The sequence below is a fragment of the Sutcliffiella rhizosphaerae genome, assembly GCF_917563925.1.
Lineage (GTDB): Bacteria > Bacillota > Bacilli > Bacillales > Bacillaceae_I > Sutcliffiella_A > Sutcliffiella_A rhizosphaerae.
Map to the genome: position 1 here is coordinate 102,191 of NZ_CAKJTJ010000004.1, position 19,749 is coordinate 121,939.

18 protein-coding genes are annotated in these 19,749 nt (G+C 37.8%); 1 reads left to right on the forward strand and 17 read right to left on the reverse strand.

Translation table 11 applies throughout. The features are described from left to right. Positions 1-41 precede the first annotated feature (41 nt). From LRP81_RS05350 to LRP81_RS05375, 6 genes are all read right to left on the reverse strand, one after another. Complete coding sequence (locus LRP81_RS05350) at positions 42-1,292, reverse strand: methyl-accepting chemotaxis protein (RefSeq protein WP_230500229.1); 1,251 nt, start codon at positions 1,290-1,292, stop codon at positions 42-44. A 159-nt stretch (positions 1,293-1,451) separates the two neighbouring features. Next, complete coding sequence (locus tag LRP81_RS05355) at positions 1,452-3,149, reverse strand: methyl-accepting chemotaxis protein (protein ID WP_230500230.1); 1,698 nt, start codon at positions 3,147-3,149, stop codon at positions 1,452-1,454. A gap of 272 nt (positions 3,150-3,421) precedes the next feature. Next, positions 3,422-5,170 (reverse strand): ATP-binding protein, encoded by a 1,749-nt coding sequence (locus LRP81_RS05360; RefSeq protein WP_230500231.1) that lies wholly within the window; start codon positions 5,168-5,170, stop codon positions 3,422-3,424. Beyond that, on the reverse strand, positions 5,170-6,333 hold the full coding sequence (locus LRP81_RS05365) for a beta-ketoacyl synthase N-terminal-like domain-containing protein (protein ID WP_230500232.1): 1,164 nt from the start codon (positions 6,331-6,333) through the stop codon (positions 5,170-5,172). Before LRP81_RS05365 ends, LRP81_RS05360 begins: the two co-directional genes overlap by 1 nt. A gap of 316 nt (positions 6,334-6,649) precedes the next feature. Continuing rightward, a complete protein-coding gene (locus tag LRP81_RS05370; protein ID WP_230500233.1) occupies positions 6,650-7,132 on the reverse strand; it encodes a hypothetical protein in 483 nt (160 codons plus the stop codon). A gap of 129 nt (positions 7,133-7,261) precedes the next feature. Further along, positions 7,262-7,942, reverse strand: a complete 681-nt coding sequence (locus LRP81_RS05375) for a C40 family peptidase (protein WP_230500234.1) — start codon at positions 7,940-7,942, stop codon at positions 7,262-7,264. 83 nt (positions 7,943-8,025) lie between these two features. Between LRP81_RS05375 and LRP81_RS05380 the strand changes: the two genes are divergently transcribed. Beyond that, the gene (locus LRP81_RS05380) at positions 8,026-10,194 is read left to right on the forward strand and encodes a diguanylate cyclase (protein ID WP_230500235.1); all 2,169 of its coding nucleotides are present in this window, start codon (positions 8,026-8,028) and stop codon (positions 10,192-10,194) included. 94 nt (positions 10,195-10,288) lie between these two features. On the opposite strand, the gene mdh is transcribed toward LRP81_RS05380, so the two are convergent. The 11 genes from mdh to LRP81_RS05435 all read right to left on the reverse strand — a co-directional run bounded on the left by mdh (position 10,289) and on the right by LRP81_RS05435 (position 19,697). After that, entirely contained in the window at positions 10,289-11,224 is a 936-nt protein-coding gene (mdh, locus tag LRP81_RS05385) for a malate dehydrogenase (protein ID WP_230500236.1), read from the reverse strand. A gap of 84 nt (positions 11,225-11,308) precedes the next feature. Then, positions 11,309-11,665 carry a BMC domain-containing protein gene (locus LRP81_RS05390; protein ID WP_230500237.1) on the reverse strand — a complete coding sequence of 119 codons (357 nt, stop codon included), beginning with the start codon at positions 11,663-11,665 and terminating at the stop codon, positions 11,309-11,311. Further along, a complete protein-coding gene (locus LRP81_RS05395) occupies positions 11,640-11,942 on the reverse strand; it encodes a EutN/CcmL family microcompartment protein (protein ID WP_230500238.1) in 303 nt (100 codons plus the stop codon). Before LRP81_RS05395 ends, LRP81_RS05390 begins: the two co-directional genes overlap by 26 nt. Before the next feature lie 2 nt (positions 11,943-11,944). Continuing rightward, positions 11,945-12,613, reverse strand: a complete 669-nt coding sequence (locus tag LRP81_RS05400) for a hypothetical protein (protein ID WP_230500239.1) — start codon at positions 12,611-12,613, stop codon at positions 11,945-11,947. Then, positions 12,610-13,266: a phosphate propanoyltransferase gene (gene pduL / locus LRP81_RS05405; protein WP_230500240.1), complete on the reverse strand. Its 657-nt coding sequence runs from the start codon at positions 13,264-13,266 to the stop codon at positions 12,610-12,612. The genes LRP81_RS05400 and pduL overlap by 4 nt, the downstream gene beginning before the upstream one ends. A 28-nt stretch (positions 13,267-13,294) precedes the next feature. After that, entirely contained in the window at positions 13,295-13,588 is a 294-nt protein-coding gene (locus LRP81_RS05410) for a BMC domain-containing protein (protein ID WP_230500241.1), read from the reverse strand. A 13-nt stretch (positions 13,589-13,601) separates the two neighbouring features. Continuing rightward, on the reverse strand, positions 13,602-15,137 hold the full coding sequence (locus LRP81_RS05415; RefSeq protein WP_230500242.1) for an aldehyde dehydrogenase family protein: 1,536 nt from the start codon (positions 15,135-15,137) through the stop codon (positions 13,602-13,604). Between the two features lie 35 nt (positions 15,138-15,172). After that, positions 15,173-15,826, reverse strand: a complete 654-nt coding sequence (gene eutL / locus LRP81_RS05420) for an ethanolamine utilization microcompartment protein EutL (RefSeq protein ID WP_230500243.1) — start codon at positions 15,824-15,826, stop codon at positions 15,173-15,175. Between the two features lie 17 nt (positions 15,827-15,843). Continuing rightward, entirely contained in the window at positions 15,844-16,854 is a 1,011-nt protein-coding gene (gene eutC, locus LRP81_RS05425; protein WP_230500244.1) for an ethanolamine ammonia-lyase subunit EutC, read from the reverse strand. 11 nt (positions 16,855-16,865) lie between these two features. Next, the gene (locus LRP81_RS05430) at positions 16,866-18,230 is read right to left on the reverse strand and encodes an ethanolamine ammonia-lyase subunit EutB (protein ID WP_230500245.1); all 1,365 of its coding nucleotides are present in this window, start codon (positions 18,228-18,230) and stop codon (positions 16,866-16,868) included. An 18-nt stretch (positions 18,231-18,248) separates the two neighbouring features. Further along, complete coding sequence (locus tag LRP81_RS05435) at positions 18,249-19,697, reverse strand: ethanolamine ammonia-lyase reactivating factor EutA (protein ID WP_230500246.1); 1,449 nt, start codon at positions 19,695-19,697, stop codon at positions 18,249-18,251. Positions 19,698-19,749 lie beyond the last annotated feature (52 nt).

Genomic DNA, 19,749 nt, shown 5'->3' on the forward strand with positions numbered 1-19,749 from the left:
TCTACATTAAATGTTGTCACTGTTTTCTATCCTTATCTATTTTAGACCCTAAAAATAGATACATGATCTTGTAGCTCTTGTGCCATATTGCTTAAAGCATTTGCAGAAGCAGAAATTTCCTCCATTGAGGCATTTTGCTCCTCTGCTGATACAGCAACCATATGGGAACTATCTGCCGTTTGTTCTGATATATTTGTAATCCCCTTCATTTGTTGCACCATTTCCTCGGCACTTGCATTTATCTCCTCTGCAACTGTAGACACTTCCTGCGCTTGAGATGTAATTCCGGCGATCATTTGCGTAATTTCCTGAAATGACCTTCCTGTTTCATTTACCTTTTGAATTGCATTTTTGACGGAGCTTGTACCTTCATTCATTGATTTAGAAACATTTAGAATTTCTTCCTGGACTTTTTCAATAACTTGGCGAATTTTTTCAGTTGCATCACTAGATTCTTCTGCTAATTTTTTCACTTCAGCTGCTACTACTGCAAAACCACGCCCATGTTCACCAGCACGTGCGGCTTCAATTGCTGCATTTAACGCTAATAAGTTGGTTTGACTAGAAACTTTGGCGATAAGATCGGTAATTTCTCCAATTTCCATGGAGTGTTCTTTTAAACTAGTAATATTAATGTCAATTTCTGAAACACGCTTTTGTACAGTACCCATTTGAGATACAGTCTCCAATACCGTTTCGTTTCCAGATTGAGCTTTACTGTTAGTATCTAAGCTTAAACTTGTTACTGTTTGAATTGCTTGAGAAGCTTGCTCCATTCCCTTTGCTACCTCGGTAATGGATTCATTTGCAGCTACTACACTCTCCACTTGGTTTTCTGAACCACTTGCTATTTCTTGTATGGCTTCTGTTATCTGCTCGGTTGCTTTAGTAGTTTGCTCTGATCCTGCAAGAAGTTGTTGTGATGAAGTGGAAACCATTTCAGAAGCTGTTTGCACCTTCCTAATTAAATTTGCAAGGTTTGTCCCCATAATATTAAAGGAATTTGCCAGATCAGAAATTTCGTCCTTTGTTTTTACCACTATTGGATCAATTGTTAAATTCCCCTCAGCCACTTCTTTCATTCCTTGATTAACAATTTCAAGAGGCTTTGTTATCATACGTGATACTACAAAAGCGATAAATAAACCAATTAAAAATCCAACTAGTAGAAAAAGCATTCCTTCTTTGTATGTAATAGATGAAAATAGGCTAATTAATACACCTTGTACAAGTACTACCGTAAAAAATCCTACATAAAGTTTCCTTGCAACAGTCCACTTAAAACTAATCATAAATGCCCTCCTGAGACTATTTAACTGTACTCCTAGTTATTTACTACTAGTTAATCATAGAATATAAAGATTTTTATTTCAATAATATTCAGATAATTAAAGGAGGGGTGGTGTCACAAGGTTAGGTACTAAGCAACAAAAGACCTATCCTCTGCTTATTTATAGCTTGAATCTACTGATTAGTTCATTAAGTTTTTCCGCCTGCCCTGCAAGGTGGTCTGCACTGCCTGCCACTTCTTCCATAGAGCTGCTTGTTTGTTGAATGGAAGCTGCGGTTTGCTCGATACCTGCGGCTGATTCTTCTGATACTGCTGCAATTTCTTCAAAAGATTGGTTTACTTCCATTGTGCTAGTCGTGATACCAGAAAGATTTTGAGAGATTTGCTGAATATGTTCTCCCATAGCCGATACCGCTTCATTGATAACTGTGAATTTGTCACCTGTTACCTTAATTTGAGAAGTTCCTTTTTGCACTTCTTTATAGCCCACTTCTAATGAGGTGGTTACTTCGTTTGTTTCTTCAAGAATACTCGTTACAATACTCGTAATACTCATGACAGATTTCGAAACCTCCTCTGCCAATTTCCTCACTTCATCTGCAACAACAGCAAAACCTCGGCCATGCTCTCCAGCACGTGCTGCTTCAATTGCAGCATTTAGTGCTAATAAGTTGGTTTGATCTGCTACTTCTTTAATAACGGACACTAATTGCGAAATTTCATTAGAACGTTCATTAAGTCCATTTACCTTTCCAACTGCATTTTGCACAATCCCATCAATCAATGCCATTTGTTCTACAGAAGAATTCATAAACTCTGTCCCCTCGCTAGATAAGGATTGAATATGATTGGAAGATTGATAGATCTGCTCCCCTTTTTGATTGGCTTCCTTTACTTCAACTGAGAAGGACTCCATCGTAGAAGAAAGGGTGGAAGCAGAGTTCGCCTGTGCCTCAGAACCAGATGCCAGCTGTTCCATTGTGGACGCTACCTGCAAGCTGCCATCCTTCACTTCATTTGCAGATTGTGTTAATTCTTCACTTTGACTGTTTACCGTTTGAGATACTATATTTATTTCATTTAAAAGCTCCCGAATATTGTCATTCATCAAATTCGTATCTTTTACTAGCTGACCTATTTCATCCCTTGCATTCGTTTCTAAAGGTGGTTGACTAAGATCACCATTGGCAATTAAGTTCATCCGCTCCATCACTTTTTTAATTGGTCTTGTAATTAAGCTCGCAGTAAATGTACCTATAACTCCTGCTAAAACTAGAACTAGGACAGAGACAATAATTCCTGTTTGGGCAGTAAAATTACCATAAGCAATGATATTTTCTCCTGCTTCCTGAATTTCTGTTTCTCGTTCAGCAGTCAAATCTACATACCCTTGCATTATTCCCCTTGCTAGAGGTTGAACTTTAGTTACAATAATTTGTGTTGCTACATCTCTATTTCCATTATCATATTGTACAAAAACTTCCTCACGAACAATTCTTTCAAACTCTTTGCTTTGATTAATCATTTCCCTTGCTTTTTCAGAAGTACTTAAAGATAAAATTTGCTCCTCATAAGGAACACTCTCTTCCGTAAATCTATTAAAGTCTTCTTTATAGCTTGAATCCCCTAACAGTACATATCCTCTAGTCAATGCGATTCTTTGAGAGATATTATAAGCCATCTGTTCGTTTGCAATTAATAATGGTAATTGTCTATTAATCATATCATTGGTATCTTCATTAATGTTTTTAATGGAAAACCCATTGATTCCAGCCAAAATTAACGTCAACAAAGTTACAAAGGCAAAACCAGTCAATATTTTTATTCTAATACTCTTAAAATTAAATAGATTCTTCATTCTTGCACCTCATTCATTTAGTATGTTAATAAAATGCTATTTAAATAGAATTTACTTTCACATCCCTTTTATAATTCACTGAATATTATGAAATATAGAAACCTACATACCCTTACAATAATCATGTAATAAATTCCAAAAATATACATTACCTATGAATTTTTGAGTACTCTTCCTTTATATCGATAACTTTCTTCTACCCTTTAGCAATTATTAAAAAAGAAGCAAGGTAACGGTTCTGTATGTAAAAACAGAAATCGTCCCCTTGCTTTTTAGGTTTCTTCCTTGTACTGTTTTGTATGAGAAATTAATATAATTGATGTTACCGTGCCCCATCCTACCTTACTTAAAACGTTCATTTTTCCAGAATAATCATTAATCAACTTGAAACAGATGGTCAAACCAATACCTGTTCCTTTTTCTTTACTAGTAAAATAAGGCTCTCCTATTCTAGAGAGTCTAGCTTTCGAAATCCCTTTACCGTTATCTGTTATACGTATCCTGATGTTCCCATCATACTCATCAAGTGTAAGCTTTATACTCCCTTTTTCAGAAGTAGCTTCAAAACTATTTTTCAGGATATTTATGATAACTTGCTTAAAATGAGAGGGATTAAAGTAAGCCATAGGCTCGTATGTTAATTTATTTACCAGAACAAGGTCTTTATTTTGCTCTAAAGCAACCGCATCATAAAGAAGTTTTAAATTATTTAGTTCTTTAACAATATCTATATGGGTAAGTTTCTTTTCTCCCTGAACTTGTGCTTCGGGCTTTGCCAGAAGCAACATTTCTTTTAACACTCCATCTATACGATCAATTTCGTCTAATATTATTTCTTTATGCTGTCTTTCCTTCTTTTCCTCTTTCATAATTTGAATAAATCCCCGTATCGTTGTAAGAGGGTTACGTATTTCATGTGCAATGCTTGCAGCCAATTCTCCTATGACTTTCGATTTTTCTGAGGAAAGCAACAATTGTTCACTTCTTTTTTGGTTTGTATAATCCATACCAAAAAATAAGGTATACGACTCTTTGTCTAAATGTCTTAAAACCTTTGATCCCCACTCAATATATACCGCTTCACCATTCCTATTAATTCGCTGAAGTTCTCCAGACTCTATTACTAAATTATAAGGTTGTTGTTGTAAAAGTTTAAAATCTTGCCCTAATATCTCACCTTTTCTAGTTGGTGATAAAAGGAATTCCATTGAATCGTTCATTTTAACAATTTTATTTTCACGATTAAGAACCATTATAAAATTTGGATTAATATTCATTATTTCTTCTAACAAGCTACTCTGCCTTGCTAAATTTTGATTTGCGGTGTTGAGCCTTTGAGCTTGCATTTGAAAAAAACCTAAGAATAGTACAATAGCTACCAATATTGAATTAAAGCTAGAAAAATATAGTGGCAAAACTCCGAAACCGCTAATAACCCCATTAATAAATACAAACACGGCACCTATAACAAGCTTTTTATAGAACGTTCTATAATAACGATCCTTGACCTTAAAAGAGAGAATAAAAAGGAAAAACGTGTGAATAAACACGAATAAAATATTTACCACAAAGGTAATGTTAAGTGGGCCATAAATAGGAATAAGATGTGTTGGAGCAAACATCCTATCAGGCATTATGGAATATTCCTGAACACCAATGTTTGTAAAATTTATTAAATACACGAACACACTAAAAGAAGTAACAATCAGAAAAACAGGATAATTAAAAATTTTCTTGAATCCTATTAAATTAGGAGTTTCTTTTACAAGATAGTAACAAAAAAAGTACATAATAGGCATAATCATAATAGGGCCAACTCTAAAAATTCTAAAAAGAATATCAATTATTTCTAAATCAAAGAATTGGTGAGAGTATAGTAAAGATATGTCTAGTTGCCAAAAAGTCAGCATTAGTAAAAATAAAGCTAATGCTCTTGATAAAGGAGATTTGGATTGAACCATTATAGAAATAGAAATAATTAATGGAATCATTGCAATCGCTGATAATAGTAAAAAATTCATTAGGACTTCCCTTTCTCAATCATTAAACAATTGTTACTTCCCCCGTATCCTTGGGAGGTAATGAGAACTTTTTCAACCAGCTGAAAAATAACGTCAGTAACTATTGGTACTCCTGGGTGTTGTTCTGTATCACAAAATAATGTTGGTGGAATAAAATTGTCCCGAATGCTAATTAGTGCCGAGACAATTTGAAAAAGACCAATTGCGCCCATTGAATGTCCTACCATGCCTTTAATGGAGGTGATCGGAATATTAGTACTCTTGAATTTTTGCCGATATAATTTTGCCTCTAGCTCATCAATACGTTTTATACCAAGTGCTTGACTATTTATATAAGTTGGAAAATTTTCAAATATACAGTAATCAATCGCACATTTTAACTGCTTTCCTAAAGGATCTGACCGATATGCAGAAAGTCCATCTTGAGTTAAAAGTGAGCGAGTTATTTTTCCATATATACATGACGGTTCTCTATCTGGAATATCTGCCCGTTCCAATACCAAAACTCCCGCTCCCTCGGAAATCATAAATCCTTTTCCTTTTGAAAACGGACCATGGGGAAAGCCTTCTTCTCTCCATAATTGTAAAAGTCGCAAATCGGAGAATCCCCCTAAAATCAAACTCTCTAGAGTTGAATCTGTAGCTCCGACTAGACAAACATCGACTTGGTTTGATTCCAACAGGATTTTCGCCAGATGAATAGCATCCATTCCTGAAGTACAGCTGTTATTGAGAGTAAAACTCATTCCATTTAGTCCAAAAGCAGCACTCAAACTAGAAGATAGAGAATAGTTATTCATGTTGCCAATTGTGTATGGAGAACGGTCTTTTTTATCATTCAACTTTATGATTTCGGAAATAGTGCCTCCTGAGGAACCTACTAAAACCGCTGTTCTATGTTTAGATAATTCAATGTTTGCCATCTTAATCGCTTCCCGTGCGGTATGTAGCAACATTTTCGCTGTTTTAGGAAGATGACTAAATTCTTTGGGGTAGGAAGAAATATCAATATCTTCCTCTAATACTCTACCTAAGTAGGTGTACTTACCAAAAATGTTCTCCTTCTTTAATACAAAAGATTTGTTAAAAAGGATATCCCTAAATTGATCACTATTATTAAATCCAGGACCCATAATTCCAAACCCTGTAATACCTATCTCCATATGAAGTTTTCTCCTTCAGGGTGTTTGCTAATTTTCATTTTACAATTTTCGACTAAAAATGCAATTACTAGTTTCATGATTTCCATAAATGCTGGGATACAAATGCTTAAATGATAGATAAAAGAAAAGGACGGAAATGACTGATAATCACTACAATTTGAATTCAAAGAGCATCAAAGGAAATGGCTTTTGTTTGCCGATTGGAAAATATGTTCATAGCCCACAATATAGATTCCTTAACATTTTTATGGAAAATCTACCTTCATCCAGTGTTAGTAATTAAATAATATTTTACCTTAATGTAAGTTAGTTCCTTTTAGGTAAAAAACCTTTTGAAAAGGGAATTCATTTTCAGGAAAGGATTAAGAGAACCAATATTATCAGAAAAAAGAATCCCTGGAATTCGACCAAAACTGGGCAAATTCCAGGGTTTTTGAGTTGGGAAATAACGTGGAAATGGGGGTGAAGTTGGAGTAGAAAAAGACGAATCCCTATAGATACGGAGCAGACACAAATTATCAAATTCATTGTGATGAGCAACACGTTTCTCCGATTCTATAAATTGTATACCTATCACATCATTAGGAACATACCCTTCCTCCGTCATTGAAAATAGCTTTTCAATCGTTTGATCAACTTTCCTCCATGAGCTTTCCCTTTTCAAGTGAAGAACGAGATAGTCATACTCATCGGTTTTCTTGCGTTGATCCCATTTCCACCAAGAGAGATCCATTGGCAGTGTTCGGCCTTTTAATTTATCAAACTTGGAATCTTCCACATAACACTCAAATCCAAGCATTTCACCAAGTCGTGCAAAGTAATCGATTTTCCTTTGGAGAACATCGATTTGTTGTGATTGTGTATTTAGGTAATTCCTAACATACCCTTCAAAATTTACATGTGGTTAGATGTTGTTTTTGAACCTCTCTCAATCTCTTACCTTAAATGGTGCGGAGCTTGATTCGGAAGTAATAGAAACGTCCCCCTGCTCTAACTCTATTAGCACTTCTTCACCAAGTTTAGCTCCTGTTAGTTTTACTCTTCCGGGAGAGGAGAAGTCTGCAGGCATGTAGCCATTGAGTGGCATGTCTGGGAAGAAGAGGCCTAAAGTTTGGTACGTTTCGGCGATCAATTTACTGCAGGTGTAATCGTTGCTCTGAGAGGTAATATGGAAGAACCTTCCTTCAATTACTTCTTCAATCATTTTCCATTGTGAAGGATTAGGGATGCCATGAACTTTTTGCATATAGACAAATAGCTGTTCTTCGTCTATGTTTTCCCCCTCTAAATTTATAGAACGTAATGCATATTGGGGTGGTTCATATGGATCAAGGTCTTTCCCATATGTGTTCAATCGATCAATTAACTTTACAACTTTCGGTCCTGTCTTGTGATCGTGAAAATAGACATCTTCTAAATTTGTTAATGCAGTCGATTCAAAGAAATATACCTCGCCCGCAGGATCAGGACGAACTACCATCCCAACATGAGACCACATGCTGTGTTCTAGCTTTTCTACAAGCTTACTAATAGAATATTTGCCGCTAAACAATACCAAATCCCCTGTTTTCAAATGTGGAAGAAGTGATTGATATGTACTTGTTTTCATAAATTACCTCCGTTGACAATATTTTGATAGTGAGTCATGGTATAATTATATCGAAAAATTCGAAATTTAAGGAGTATAGTTGAATGAAATTTATCTCTTCCAAACTATTAATACTCTTCTTTTTCATATATTTCCTTCTTTCCTTTCCTTTGTATTCCAAAGCTACCACTGATCCTATCGTGGTTCCGGAACAGTTTACTGAAATATCCCTTACGAAAGAACTTCACATATATTTAGATAATAATAGTGAAATGCCAGATGAAGAAATTCTTCAAAAACAAGAGGAGTTCCTATCCCTTCAAGAAGCAAATGTTTCCGGAGATCTTTCTGACGTTACTTATTGGATAAAAGTAACCCTCCTGGATGAAGCTTCTTTTAATCGAGAATTACTTCTTGAACTAAAAAAGCCACATCTTAGTTCGGTCGAATTGTTCTCAGTTAAGAATGAGAGTCTTCTTTTAGAAGAAAAAATGGGCTACCAATACCCATTTAATATGCGGGAAATCGATCATCGAAATTTGGTGTTCCCCCTTCAATTATCGTCTCAGCAAGCTGAAACATTCTATTTGAAAATAAAAACAAATAGCTTTTTCCAGGCACCGGTGTCGTTATGGGAGCCAATCGCTTTTTCTGCTGCCAATTATGAAGCACAAACATTGTTCGGTATATACTATGGCGTCATGCTAGCAATGATAGCTTATAACAGCTTTTTGTTCTTATCCTTAAAAGATCGAGCATACCTTTATTACATCTGTTTCATTATGGGATTCATGATGCTACAACTAATTTGGGATGGTTTTGCATTCCAATGGCTTTGGGGAGATTACCCATGGTTTGCGCTTCGATCTAATGCATTTTTCATCATTTGGAACTCCTTGTTTTCCTTACAATTTGCCAAGCATTTTTTACAGTTGAAAACCTATGCACCATACCTTAATAAAATAGCAAATATTTTTATTACAATCTGCTCTATATTACTTTTCGTACCCTTTATTTTAGATGTAACGACCAGCACTAGAATTAGCATGCTTCTAGCAACTGTTTTCGTCATACTGCTGATAACTACAGTTATGAAAGTAAGATTATATACAAGAGAAGCTAAGTTTTTTATCTTGGCTTGGTCCCTATTATTTTTCGGAGTGATAATAAACTTACTGGCAGCCTATAAAGTCATTCCACTAACTCCCATAGCTTTATATGCTCCAAAAATAGGTTCATTAGTTGTGGTAATCGTTCTGTCACTTGGACTTGCAGACAAAATAAAACGAATTACAGCTGAAAAGGAACGGGAGGCAAGAAAATATTACATTCAAACTTTACTCCAAAACTCTTTTAGCCAATTAGGAAAAATAAAGGACTTTCCGACATTAATTGAACGAGGATTACAAAGTTTAATGGCCGTAACCAAATATGAAAAGGGTATTTATCTTGTGTATGAAAATGAGGAATGGAAACTGATTAAAAAAACGAGCGAAGACATAACCATTAATCAGCCCATACCTTTATACAAACCGTCTCTTGAAAAAAAACTAACCAATCTCGATATCCATCCTGAAGCATTCGGCATTGAGGACGATATTAACACCCTCTTCTGTATTCCCATTACTACCGAGCAACACACTGGTATGTTTGTCGTCTATTCAGAGGAATGGACTGAACTACAAAGCTTTGAGGAAGACATCATCTTCCCATCCTTTACAGAACAACTGACCTTATTTATTAGTAATATCAAAGATTACCAACTTTTAAAAGAAACCGTGATGTATGATCATTTAACGAAAGTTTTTACTCGCAAGTATTTTATTGAAAATGCCGATGACTTAATTGTTCATGCCTTCCAATCAGAACAACCAATTTCGTTACTACTATTAGATATCGATCATTTTAAGCAAGTGAATGACAACTATGGGCACGCAATTGGAGATCTTGCTATTCAATTTGTAGCGAAAAACATTCAAGAGGTATGTAAAGAGAATGGCATAGTAGGAAGATTTGGAGGGGAGGAATTCATCGTCCTTTTACCAAACACCACTAATAAGCAAGCTTCACAAATTGCAGAAAAATTAATTAACGCCCACCGCCAGCAGCCTTTCGTACTTGAAAATGGGCCATCGCTTTCCATTACGATCAGCATCGGTGTTTGTACAAGCGACCAGTACCTTATGAGCTTGGAAGACATGTTCCAATGTGCGGATGAAGCTTTGTATGAGGCCAAAAACCAAGGGCGAAATCAGGTAGTAGTATACTCATAGAAATTTAAAGAGGCGTGAAGAATAACCCTTTTTATGTTTTATAAAAAGAACCAAACCTTCATTTATTGTAAGGTTTGGTTCTTTTTCAATCGAACTATAACATTTTCATGACATTCTTTACCGCTTTTACAGACTTATCAAGTGCATTTTTTTCAATATCGGTCAATTGCAGTTCAATGACACTTTCAATGCCATTTCCCCCAATGATCGTTGGCACACCTAAATAAAGGTTTTCATATCCATATTCTCCTTCAAGATAAGCAATAGAAGGAAGAATTCTCTTTTTATCTTTTAAAATAGCTTCTGCCATCTGGACCATCGATGCTGCTGGTGCATAGTAAGCACTACCTTTTCCTAACAATTCTACGATTTCTCCTCCGCCTTTTCGAGTCCGTTCAACAATAGATTCAATTTTTTCAGCAGATAGAATTCGATCTAGTGGAATTCCTCCTGCATAGGAATATCGAATTAATGGGACCATTTCATCTCCATGTCCACCGAGCACAAAACCCGATATATCTTCTACTGATACATTTAATTCCTCAGCCACAAACGTATTAAAACGGGCAGTATCTAACACTCCTGATTGACCAATTACACGGTTTTTCGGAAACCCTGTTGTTTGATAGCAAACATATGTCATAGCATCAACTGGATTGCTCAATACAATGATATAGCTTTCTGGTGCATATTCCTTAATATTTTCCGATACTTGTTTCATAATGTTAGCATTGGTAACGACAAGTTCATCCCGACTCATACCCGGCTTTCGTGGTAAGCCTGCTGTTATAAGCACGAGGTCTGCACCTTGAATATCCTGATAGTCGGCGGTACCAGTCATTTTTGAATCGAATTTTTGTATAGGACTAGTTTGTAGCATGTCCAATGCTTTTCCTTTTGTAGGTTTTTCCTGTTCAGGTATATCGACAAGTACAATATCTCCAAGCTCTTTTTGTGCCAACATCAATGCTGCTGTAGCCCCAGTAAATCCTGAACCGATTACTGCTATTTTTCTTCTTTTAAAAGCCATTTGAAACCCTCCGTTTATTTTTCTGTGAAGCAATGTTGATCATGGTACTTTTACCTCTATCTGTAAAAAAGAATTACCCAACTATTACACGCCTTCGTTAGGTAATTCTTCTGAATGGTTTTTTGGTTTTCTTCCAGTCTTCTTACGCGGTAGTTTATTTTGTTGGGTTTTATTAGATTGAAAAATACCCCCTATTCCCTTATCCGGGTTTGGAATGACATGAGCTGACACCAGTTCTCCGACTCGGGTTGCTGCTTCTTTCCCCGCATCAATAGCAGCTTGTACTGCCCCAACATCTCCTTCTACCAAAACAGTGACAAGCGCAGCATCCACTTTTTCCTGTGTTAGTAATTGTACATTTGCTGCTTTTAGCATGGCATCAGCAGCTTCAATGGAGCCAATTAATCCTCTCGTTTCAATCATTCCTAATGCTTTCCTCATGCTTGCCGCCTCCTTCTATATCGACTGAATCAATTATTCCTATTATGAGGGCGTCAATAGGCAAATTTGCTTCCGGCATCATATTTGTTGCTGCACTACCGTTAGTTACCATTACTCTATCCCCTACTCCGGCACCAATTCGATCCACTGCAATATATGGTTCTTTTGTGGTATCACCATTTGGACGTTCAGGCTGTACAAACAGAAACTTTAAACCCGTTAGGTTTTCTTCCTTTCTTGTAGCCCATACGTTTCCTATAACTGTACCTAATTGCATCGTTAATCTGCTCCTTTGGGATCGAGTCTATGGATTGTTTTTCTTAATTCTCGTGCAGCATCACGGGCTAATGGAGTAATAATCGTGGCCGAAGAAATATAGATGATGTCCTCTTCTTGTAGATAAATATCTCTCTCTGTTAACAGGGGGCCTTCAAATGTACTAACATCTTTAGTGCTTTCCTTAGTTGCTAACCTTTCTTCAAAAGCCGCAAAAGATTGAAAGGAGACCCCAAAGCTCTCCAACTTCTTTTTATATGTTAATAGTTGGGACATGTATTCATTATTTACTACCTTTCTTTCATCTTCATATATTACTTGTTTCAGCATTTCTGTCGGGATGATGGTCGTATCGATTCCTTGCATTAAAATGGAAGCTAATCTGGACGTCTCTGGAGTATCTGTAATTCCTAAAGCTCCTTTTACAAGCAAGTCTCGTGAACCATGTAGAAAAAGGACTGCATGAACATCATTTGGGACTGTTTCATCTTCCACACTTTTACTAATAATGTTCCATGAATGTTCCATGGCAGGAGAAGTAATGGTTTCATTGCTTTTTGATTTATATACAAGTAAGTTCCGTTTGGTAACAACTTTTGTATTTTCATCCGTGATTGGCAACCGTTTTAAGACTTCGAGAACTATTTGTTCTACTAACTCTCTTTTATTCATGAAGATCCCTCGATTTTTGCTAATATGCCGTTTGTATCTTTTCCTATTAAACTAGCATTTGCTTCATCTGTATCAATATGCATTTCCAATTCATATCTGGAAGAAACACGTATTAAGACCTTAGAAAAAGCGATTGGCCTTTCTGTGGTCGTCGTGATGGTGACATACTCTCCATTCTGAACGGAAAACGATGCGGCATCACTAGGATTCATATGGATATGTGCCTGAGCAATGATTAACCCTTCTTGTTTATACAAGCTCCCTTTTGGTCCAACCAATGTGATGGGAGCAGAGTTCTTAATATCCCCAGACTCCCTTAAAGGAGGTTTTAAACCAAGTTTAATGGAATCAGTTGCACTTACCTCCACTTGCGTACTTTTACGTACAGGACCAAGAATACGTACTTTTTCAATACTTCCCCTTGGTCCAACAATGGTAATGGTCTCATTCGCAGCAAACTGTCCTGGTTGGGAAAGGTCCTTTTTGTGAGTTAATGTGTATCCTGACCCAAACAATGCTTCCACATCAATTTGGGTCAAATGGCAATGCCTAGCAGATACCGCAATAGGAACAGATCGTGGTTGAATGGATGGTTGTTTGGCTAATTGACTGACCACTTCCTCTACAATCGCTTTAATCGCCGTTTCATTCATCATTACGTGCTCCTAAGCTCTGACTTGGTTATGCTTCTATCTCTAGCTTTGGTAAAATGCTTTCTAATTCATTGTGTGGACGTGGGATAACATGAACGGATTTCAACTCTCCAACTCGTTGGGCTGCGGCTGCACCTGCTTCCGTTGCAGCTTTCACTGCTCCTACATCTCCTCGCACAAGAACCGTAACGATTCCGCCTCCTACATGAACCTTTCCAACCAAATGGACGTTTGCTGCCTTTACCATTGCATCCGCTGCTTCTATTGATGCCACTAATCCCTTTGTTTCAATCATTCCTAATGCTGTCAATTCTCTTGCCATCATCATTTCCTCCTCATACATTCATTTGATATTTTTTGATTACTTCACTCACTAATTCGGCTATTATTTTTGGATCGATTTCTTGTTTCGGATCTATTTTTTCTACTACACTTTTAACAATTTCATCTATCTGTTGCCCATTCTCATTTTGAGAGTTCAAAGTCTGGTTTGAAGATAATGATTGCTTTGGAATGGATATTTCCTTTATCCCATAGGCCATTTTTTTCACATTGAGTAAATGTCTTGCTGTTATATTATCAGAGGTAATATTCCCTCCATAGGAACCGCATCCTAGTGTAAGGGATGGCATAAGTGCTGTTGTACCCCCTACTGCACCAATTGAAGACAGTGTGTTTACTAAAATTCTTGAAACAGGCATGGTTTGGGCAAATTCCTTTGCCACGTTGTCTTCATTCGTATGAAGCGACAAGGAGTGGCCTCTACCTCCAAGATTGAGAATGCGTAAACACAAATCTTTTGCTTCTTCATAACTATTGGCTGTATAGAGAGGAAAGATTGGGGATAGCTTCTCAATGGAAAAGGGAATGTCCTTTCCTATTTTCGTTTCCTCCACAATAAGCAGTCTCGTATCCCTCGGAACAGATATTCCTGCCAGACTAGCAATCTTTACAGCACTTTGTCCGACAATTTCTGGATTAAGCTTCCCAGGTGTAGGGGAGATCAGTTTCTCCATTTTTCTTTTTTCTTCTTCATTTAAAAAGTATGCTCCGTTGTTTTTCAATTCACGAATCGTCATTTCTTTAATGTTTCGATCGACGACAATCGCCTGCTCTGTAGCGCAGATTGTCCCATTATCAAAGGTTTTGCTATCAACTATCATCTTTACTGTTTTTGCAACCTTGGCGCTTCGATGTATATAGACTGGGACGTTTCCTGGTCCCACCCCATAAGCAGGCTTGCCGGAGCTATATGCTGCCCTGACAAGTCCACCTCCTCCTGTCGCTAAAATCAATTGGACATCCCTATGCATCATTAATTCTTCTGTGGCAGCGAGGGATGTCTTCTCAATCCACCCTATGATTCCTTCTGGTGCCCCTGCTTTTACCGCCGCTTCTAAGCAGATTCTTAGCGCTGCGATTGTACAATTGACGGCACGACGGTGAGGACTAACAACAAGGGCATTTCTTGTTTTTAACGAGATTAGCGCTTTAAAAATAGCAGTAGAGGTTGGGTTGGTAGTTGGAATGATTCCAGCAATGACTCCAAACGGATCTGCGACTTCCACCACTTTATTTACACGGTCTTCCTTAATAATCCCCACCGTTTTTTCATCTTTAATAGATTCATATACCGCTTTGGAACCAACTTCGTTTTTAATCTTTTTATGTTCAGCGACACCCATTCCTGTCTCTTCTACTGCCATCACTCCAAGCTCTAAGGCTTTTGCAAACGCGGCATCTGCGGCACTTTTCACAATGGCATCAACAGCTTCTTGTGAAAAAGATTGATAGATTAATTGCGCTTCCTTTGCTTTTTGGACGACCATTCTCATTTTTTCTAATGACTGTTGATTCTTCTCAATGGACATTTATAGCATCACTCCTTTCTGGAAGCATTCCCTAATTAATAGTGAAGTGGATTTTGGGCAACAGAAAGAATGGCTTCACGAAAGGCATCTGCTGCTGCCTGGCAAGCTGATTGAGAACCTGTTAACAAACCACCCCCAAAATTTGTTTCAGATGGAGGACCAAAAAATTTCACTAAACGAACATCCGCTGCTTTAATGGCTGCATCTAATCCATAAACTGCTTCTAAAGGAGGAGCAATTAAATAAGCAAGTGGCTCTCCTTGTTGGATTCCTGCTTCTTTTGAAAGATAGGAACCTGTTCTTGCCACAACATATGCATAGATAGCATGAGTTTTTTCCTCATTAATGGCTTCGAAATATGCGTCTGATTCAGCAGTTTGGATAATGGAGTCCATGCCGCTTTTCACTTCATCAGGAGTGGGTCCTGCAAGTATACCGATCATTTCTCCGGATAATGGCCCTGAAGCATGAGCAGATCCTGCGTAAAATGATTTAGCATACACAACTTCCACATCTGCTCGCTTTGTTGCTTCATCCAGTGCTGTATAACCGACATCATCTACGCTAGAAGTAAATACAGCTAAGCTTCTGTGATTCGGTTTCAATTGAAAGCTTTCAGCCAGAACACGATCGACATTCGGAATTATTCGTATCGCTAAAATTTCAGCGTGTATTTTGGCTAATGACAAAATACTGACCCCCTTTCCTAATTTTCTTTCTGTACAAGAGATACACCGCTAGCTTCATAATGAAGAATTTTTTGGATAACGGTACCTAAATAAGCACCCGCTTCGACTGGAGGAATTCCTCCTTTATGGATATTTGATATGACCATGCGATCTGCCTCAATGGTCCCTTTCCTTGGTTCATAACATAAATACGCACTCAAGGACTCTGCACTTACCAAACCCGGACGCTCTCCAATCAGCAATACGACCACCTTGGGACGTAATAATTCTCCAATATCATCCATCACAGCTACGCGTCCTTTTTCGATAAAAAATGAGGTTCCTATCTCCAATCCCATACTTTGTAAAGCTTGCTGCAAGGACAAATAAACATCTTCCACATTTTCATCCACCGCTTTGGAACTTAACCCATCTGATACCACGATTTGCACAGCAGGGGCATGCTTACACTTTTCTTTAATAAGTGCTTTTGCTTCATCCGAAAGCTTTCTTCCATAGTCAGGGCGGCGAATATACACTTCTTTATCCGTCACTTGTGTATGTACTTTAAACAGTTGAAGATTCTTCAGTAGCTTCTCTTGTACATCTCCATACACTGCATCCACTGCCGCAGCATGATCATAACGGAATTTTAACCATGATTCAGTTTTGGGACGTAATCCCGCTCTTCCAATTCCGATTCTTGCCGGTGTTTTACTTTTTAAAAATTCTAATTCCTCTTGATCGGCAGGCTCCTCTAATCCTTTTATTACCCGATTGATTTCTTCTACTGGCACGTCATCCGTTTTCCTTGAAGGCGGTGTGGTTTTCTCTACACTAGTAATATAAGGTTGGATGGAAATCAGTTCCTGAGTTTTTGCCTCGGAAATTGGTAAACTACTTAGGTTTTCTAATTTTGCTTTTTGTTCTGTATGTGGCCAGAATTGGACTCCGCCATTCTTTTCAGTGACCTCTGTTTCTATAGATTGCTGAGATTGAAGCTTTTCTACTACCAATCTGGTTATTTGTTCTAACAATTCAGGATTCATCGGTAGCCCTCCTATCTTGTAAAAATGGTCGGATCTCCAGCTATCTTGCTAAGCTTTCCATTCTCGAAAATCCCCATTTTCTCCAGCCATTCTTCAAATAGAGGTGCTGGTTTTTTATTCAATGTCTGGCGTAATGTTGCTACGTCATGATAACTCATAGATTGATAGTTCAGCATACAGTCATCGCCCATTGGTGTAGCAATGATAAAATTCACACCAGCTGCAGTAAGCAATACACCTAAATCTTCTATGTCATTTTGATCTGCTTTTATATGGTTGGTGTAACAAATATCGACGCCCATCGGAATGTTGTGCATCTTCCCCATAAAATGATCTTCAAGCCCTGCCCGAATTACTTGCTTACTGTTGTACAAATACTCTGGCCCAATAAATCCCACGACCGTGTTTACGATAAAGGGATCAAAGAAGCGAGCAAAGCCATAATTTCTAGCTTCCAGTGTCATTTGATCAATGCCAAAGTGAGCTTCCGCGGACAATTCTGAACCTTGTCCCGTCTCAAAATATAATCGTTGTGGCCCGGTTCCAGTACCATGTACTTTTGCTAATTGATTGGCTTCCTCTAACATAGAAGCGGTAATTCCAAAAGAACGATTGGCAGCTTCCGTTCCGGCGATACTTTGGAAGATCATATCCGCCGGTGCTCCTTGTTTTATTGCTTTCATTTGAGCTGTCACATGTGCCAACACACAGTTTTGTGAAGGAATTTGCCATTCTTGGATAAAATCGTGGGTGGCATGGAGAAGCCGTTTCACACTTTCCACTGAATCATCTACTGGATTTATGCCAATTACCGCGTCCCCAATTCCATATGCCAGACCTTCTTTCAAAGAAGCAATCATCCCCTCTACGTTGTCGGTTGGATGATTAGGCTGTAACCGAGAAGCAAGTGTTCCTTTTTGACCGATAGTAATATTACATTTTGTAAGGATCTCTATTTTATTGGCTGCATGAACCAAATCAAGGTTGGACATGATTTTTGCTACCGCTGCAATCATCTCGCTATTTAGTCCAATACTCAGGCGCTTTAAGTCTTCCCCAGTAGTGTCATCATGCAGGATATACTCTCTTAATTCTGATACTGACCAATTTTTAATAGACTGATAGATTCGTTCATTAACCTGACCCTCTATAATCCGGGATACTTCATCTTCCTCTGGGTTGAGTAAAGGATTCTCTCTAATATCACCAAGCATTATATTGCTTAGAACTTCTTTAGCAGCTATACGCTCTTGCACGGTTTCTGCTGCAATTCCTGCTAGGCGGTCCCCGGATTTTTCTTCATTTGCTTTTGCCAATACTTCTTTTAAAGTCGAAAATTGATAAACAGTACCTAAATAATTCGTGCTTAATTTCACCTTCTAATGCCTCCTTTCCTAGCTGTTATGAAAGGTTAATGTTTTTATTACAACTGGAACCACATTTGTTTGTAGCACATTTCCAATATCGAGATAATCACCATGCTCTACACGTATTTGATCAATGCACACGACACTCTTTGTTGGATCTTGAACATTCAATGTTTGTCCCAAAACTTTTGCATGGTCACTTTCTAATACGAGGACAAGTGGTTGATCTTGGTTTGGTTTATTTTTAATTGCGGAAAGGATCGTTTCTGCTAGTCCTTGAATGTCCTTAAACCCCATATGTGGCAACTCCGTAAAGTAAAGCGCAAAATTTTGACCTTCTCTTTGAGCATCAAATATATCAATTGCTTCTTTAATACCTGTAGAGATTTTTTGAATGCCTGTTTCAAAGTGATGCTGAAACCTTATTTGATATACTGGTAAATTCTTAATAGGAAGCTCACTTGCTTCCACTTGAATCGTCGCACCGCTTATCTCCGTTGTTTGAGTACCTGCTCCCAGCACGGTAGCACGAACCGTTTCTTCTGGCTGTATCCATGTCCATTCTTGAAGCTGTTCATTCTCTTTTAACGTCAAAGCAAGCATTTCACCTATATCATCATAAACAGCAGAGACAGGCTGCCCTTCTTCTAGCCTGTACAGACATTCACTAATGCCTCCCGAGAACATCACTATTTCTACTACATCATTCCAGTTTGGCGGATGACCTAATAAAAGATTTTTATCTTCATTCGTTAGTTCTTTTTTCAACATACGAACGATAACATCACTCATGTATTGGCATATCTTCCTCACATCTTGATGGCCTTTGTCATCACCAACTGATAAAGAAGAATTCCAGTGATTTAATACTTCTTTTACTGGTGAAGAAATATGTGTGATTTTATTATTCTTAAACTCTATTAAGCGACCGCCAATATGCAACGTACATGTGCCGCATAATCTACCCGATTTAAATACAGCAATATTAGCCGTTCCTCCACCGATGTCTATATTAGCGATCGTCTTTCCTGTTTTTCTTGAAAAGGCAAATGCACCGGATCCCTTTGCAGCAATGATACCCTCCAAATCTGGACCTGCTGTTGCAACTAGAAATTCCCCTGCATGTCCAGATAGATGATGTAGCATCTCTTCTGCATTCTTTTTCGTTGCTGTTTCGCCTGTGATGATAACAGCTCCTGTTTGAATATCACTTGTTTTAATCGAAGCTTCCCTATACTCTTTTTCCACCAATGCATCCACTGCCTGAATATCAATAGTGGACTGGGAAAGAAGCGGGGTCCGGTAGATGGGACTTCTGTAAATAACCTCCTTATCAATAATTTCTATTCTTGGCATATGTGTTCCGCCAGCCATATTCATGAGAGAGAATTTACTGATTACAAGCTTTGTTGTGCTCGTTCCAATATCGATTCCCACACTTATTATTTCTTCTTTTTGTGGATCATATCGCTTCATAAGCTACATCTCCCAAAATACTTCTTTGCCAAAGGGCTCATTGATGTACAAA

What these genes read in the sequence shown, in the direction of transcription:
- LRP81_RS05350 (WP_230500229.1), bottom strand. Translation starts at nt 1,292, where the DNA reads ATGATTAGTTTTAAGTGGACTGTTGCAAGGAAACTTTATGTAGGATTT.
- LRP81_RS05355 (WP_230500230.1), bottom strand. Translation starts at nt 3,149, where the DNA reads ATGAAGAATCTATTTAATTTTAAGAGTATTAGAATAAAAATATTGACT.
- LRP81_RS05360 (WP_230500231.1), bottom strand. Translation starts at nt 5,170, where the DNA reads ATGAATTTTTTACTATTATCAGCGATTGCAATGATTCCATTAATTATT.
- LRP81_RS05365 (WP_230500232.1), bottom strand. Translation starts at nt 6,333, where the DNA reads ATGGAGATAGGTATTACAGGGTTTGGAATTATGGGTCCTGGATTTAAT.
- LRP81_RS05370 (WP_230500233.1), bottom strand. Translation starts at nt 7,132, where the DNA reads ATGCTTGGATTTGAGTGTTATGTGGAAGATTCCAAGTTTGATAAATTA.
- LRP81_RS05375 (WP_230500234.1), bottom strand. Translation starts at nt 7,942, where the DNA reads ATGAAAACAAGTACATATCAATCACTTCTTCCACATTTGAAAACAGGG.
- LRP81_RS05380 (WP_230500235.1), top strand. Translation starts at nt 8,026, where the DNA reads ATGAAATTTATCTCTTCCAAACTATTAATACTCTTCTTTTTCATATAT.
- mdh (WP_230500236.1), bottom strand. Translation starts at nt 11,224, where the DNA reads ATGGCTTTTAAAAGAAGAAAAATAGCAGTAATCGGTTCAGGATTTACT.
- LRP81_RS05390 (WP_230500237.1), bottom strand. Translation starts at nt 11,665, where the DNA reads ATGAGGAAAGCATTAGGAATGATTGAAACGAGAGGATTAATTGGCTCC.
- LRP81_RS05395 (WP_230500238.1), bottom strand. Translation starts at nt 11,942, where the DNA reads ATGCAATTAGGTACAGTTATAGGAAACGTATGGGCTACAAGAAAGGAA.
- LRP81_RS05400 (WP_230500239.1), bottom strand. Translation starts at nt 12,613, where the DNA reads ATGAATAAAAGAGAGTTAGTAGAACAAATAGTTCTCGAAGTCTTAAAA.
- pduL (WP_230500240.1), bottom strand. Translation starts at nt 13,266, where the DNA reads ATGAATGAAACGGCGATTAAAGCGATTGTAGAGGAAGTGGTCAGTCAA.
- LRP81_RS05410 (WP_230500241.1), bottom strand. Translation starts at nt 13,588, where the DNA reads ATGGCAAGAGAATTGACAGCATTAGGAATGATTGAAACAAAGGGATTA.
- LRP81_RS05415 (WP_230500242.1), bottom strand. Translation starts at nt 15,137, where the DNA reads ATGTCCATTGAGAAGAATCAACAGTCATTAGAAAAAATGAGAATGGTC.
- eutC (WP_230500244.1), bottom strand. Translation starts at nt 16,854, where the DNA reads ATGAATCCTGAATTGTTAGAACAAATAACCAGATTGGTAGTAGAAAAG.
- LRP81_RS05435 (WP_230500246.1), bottom strand. Translation starts at nt 19,697, where the DNA reads ATGAAGCGATATGATCCACAAAAAGAAGAAATAATAAGTGTGGGAATC.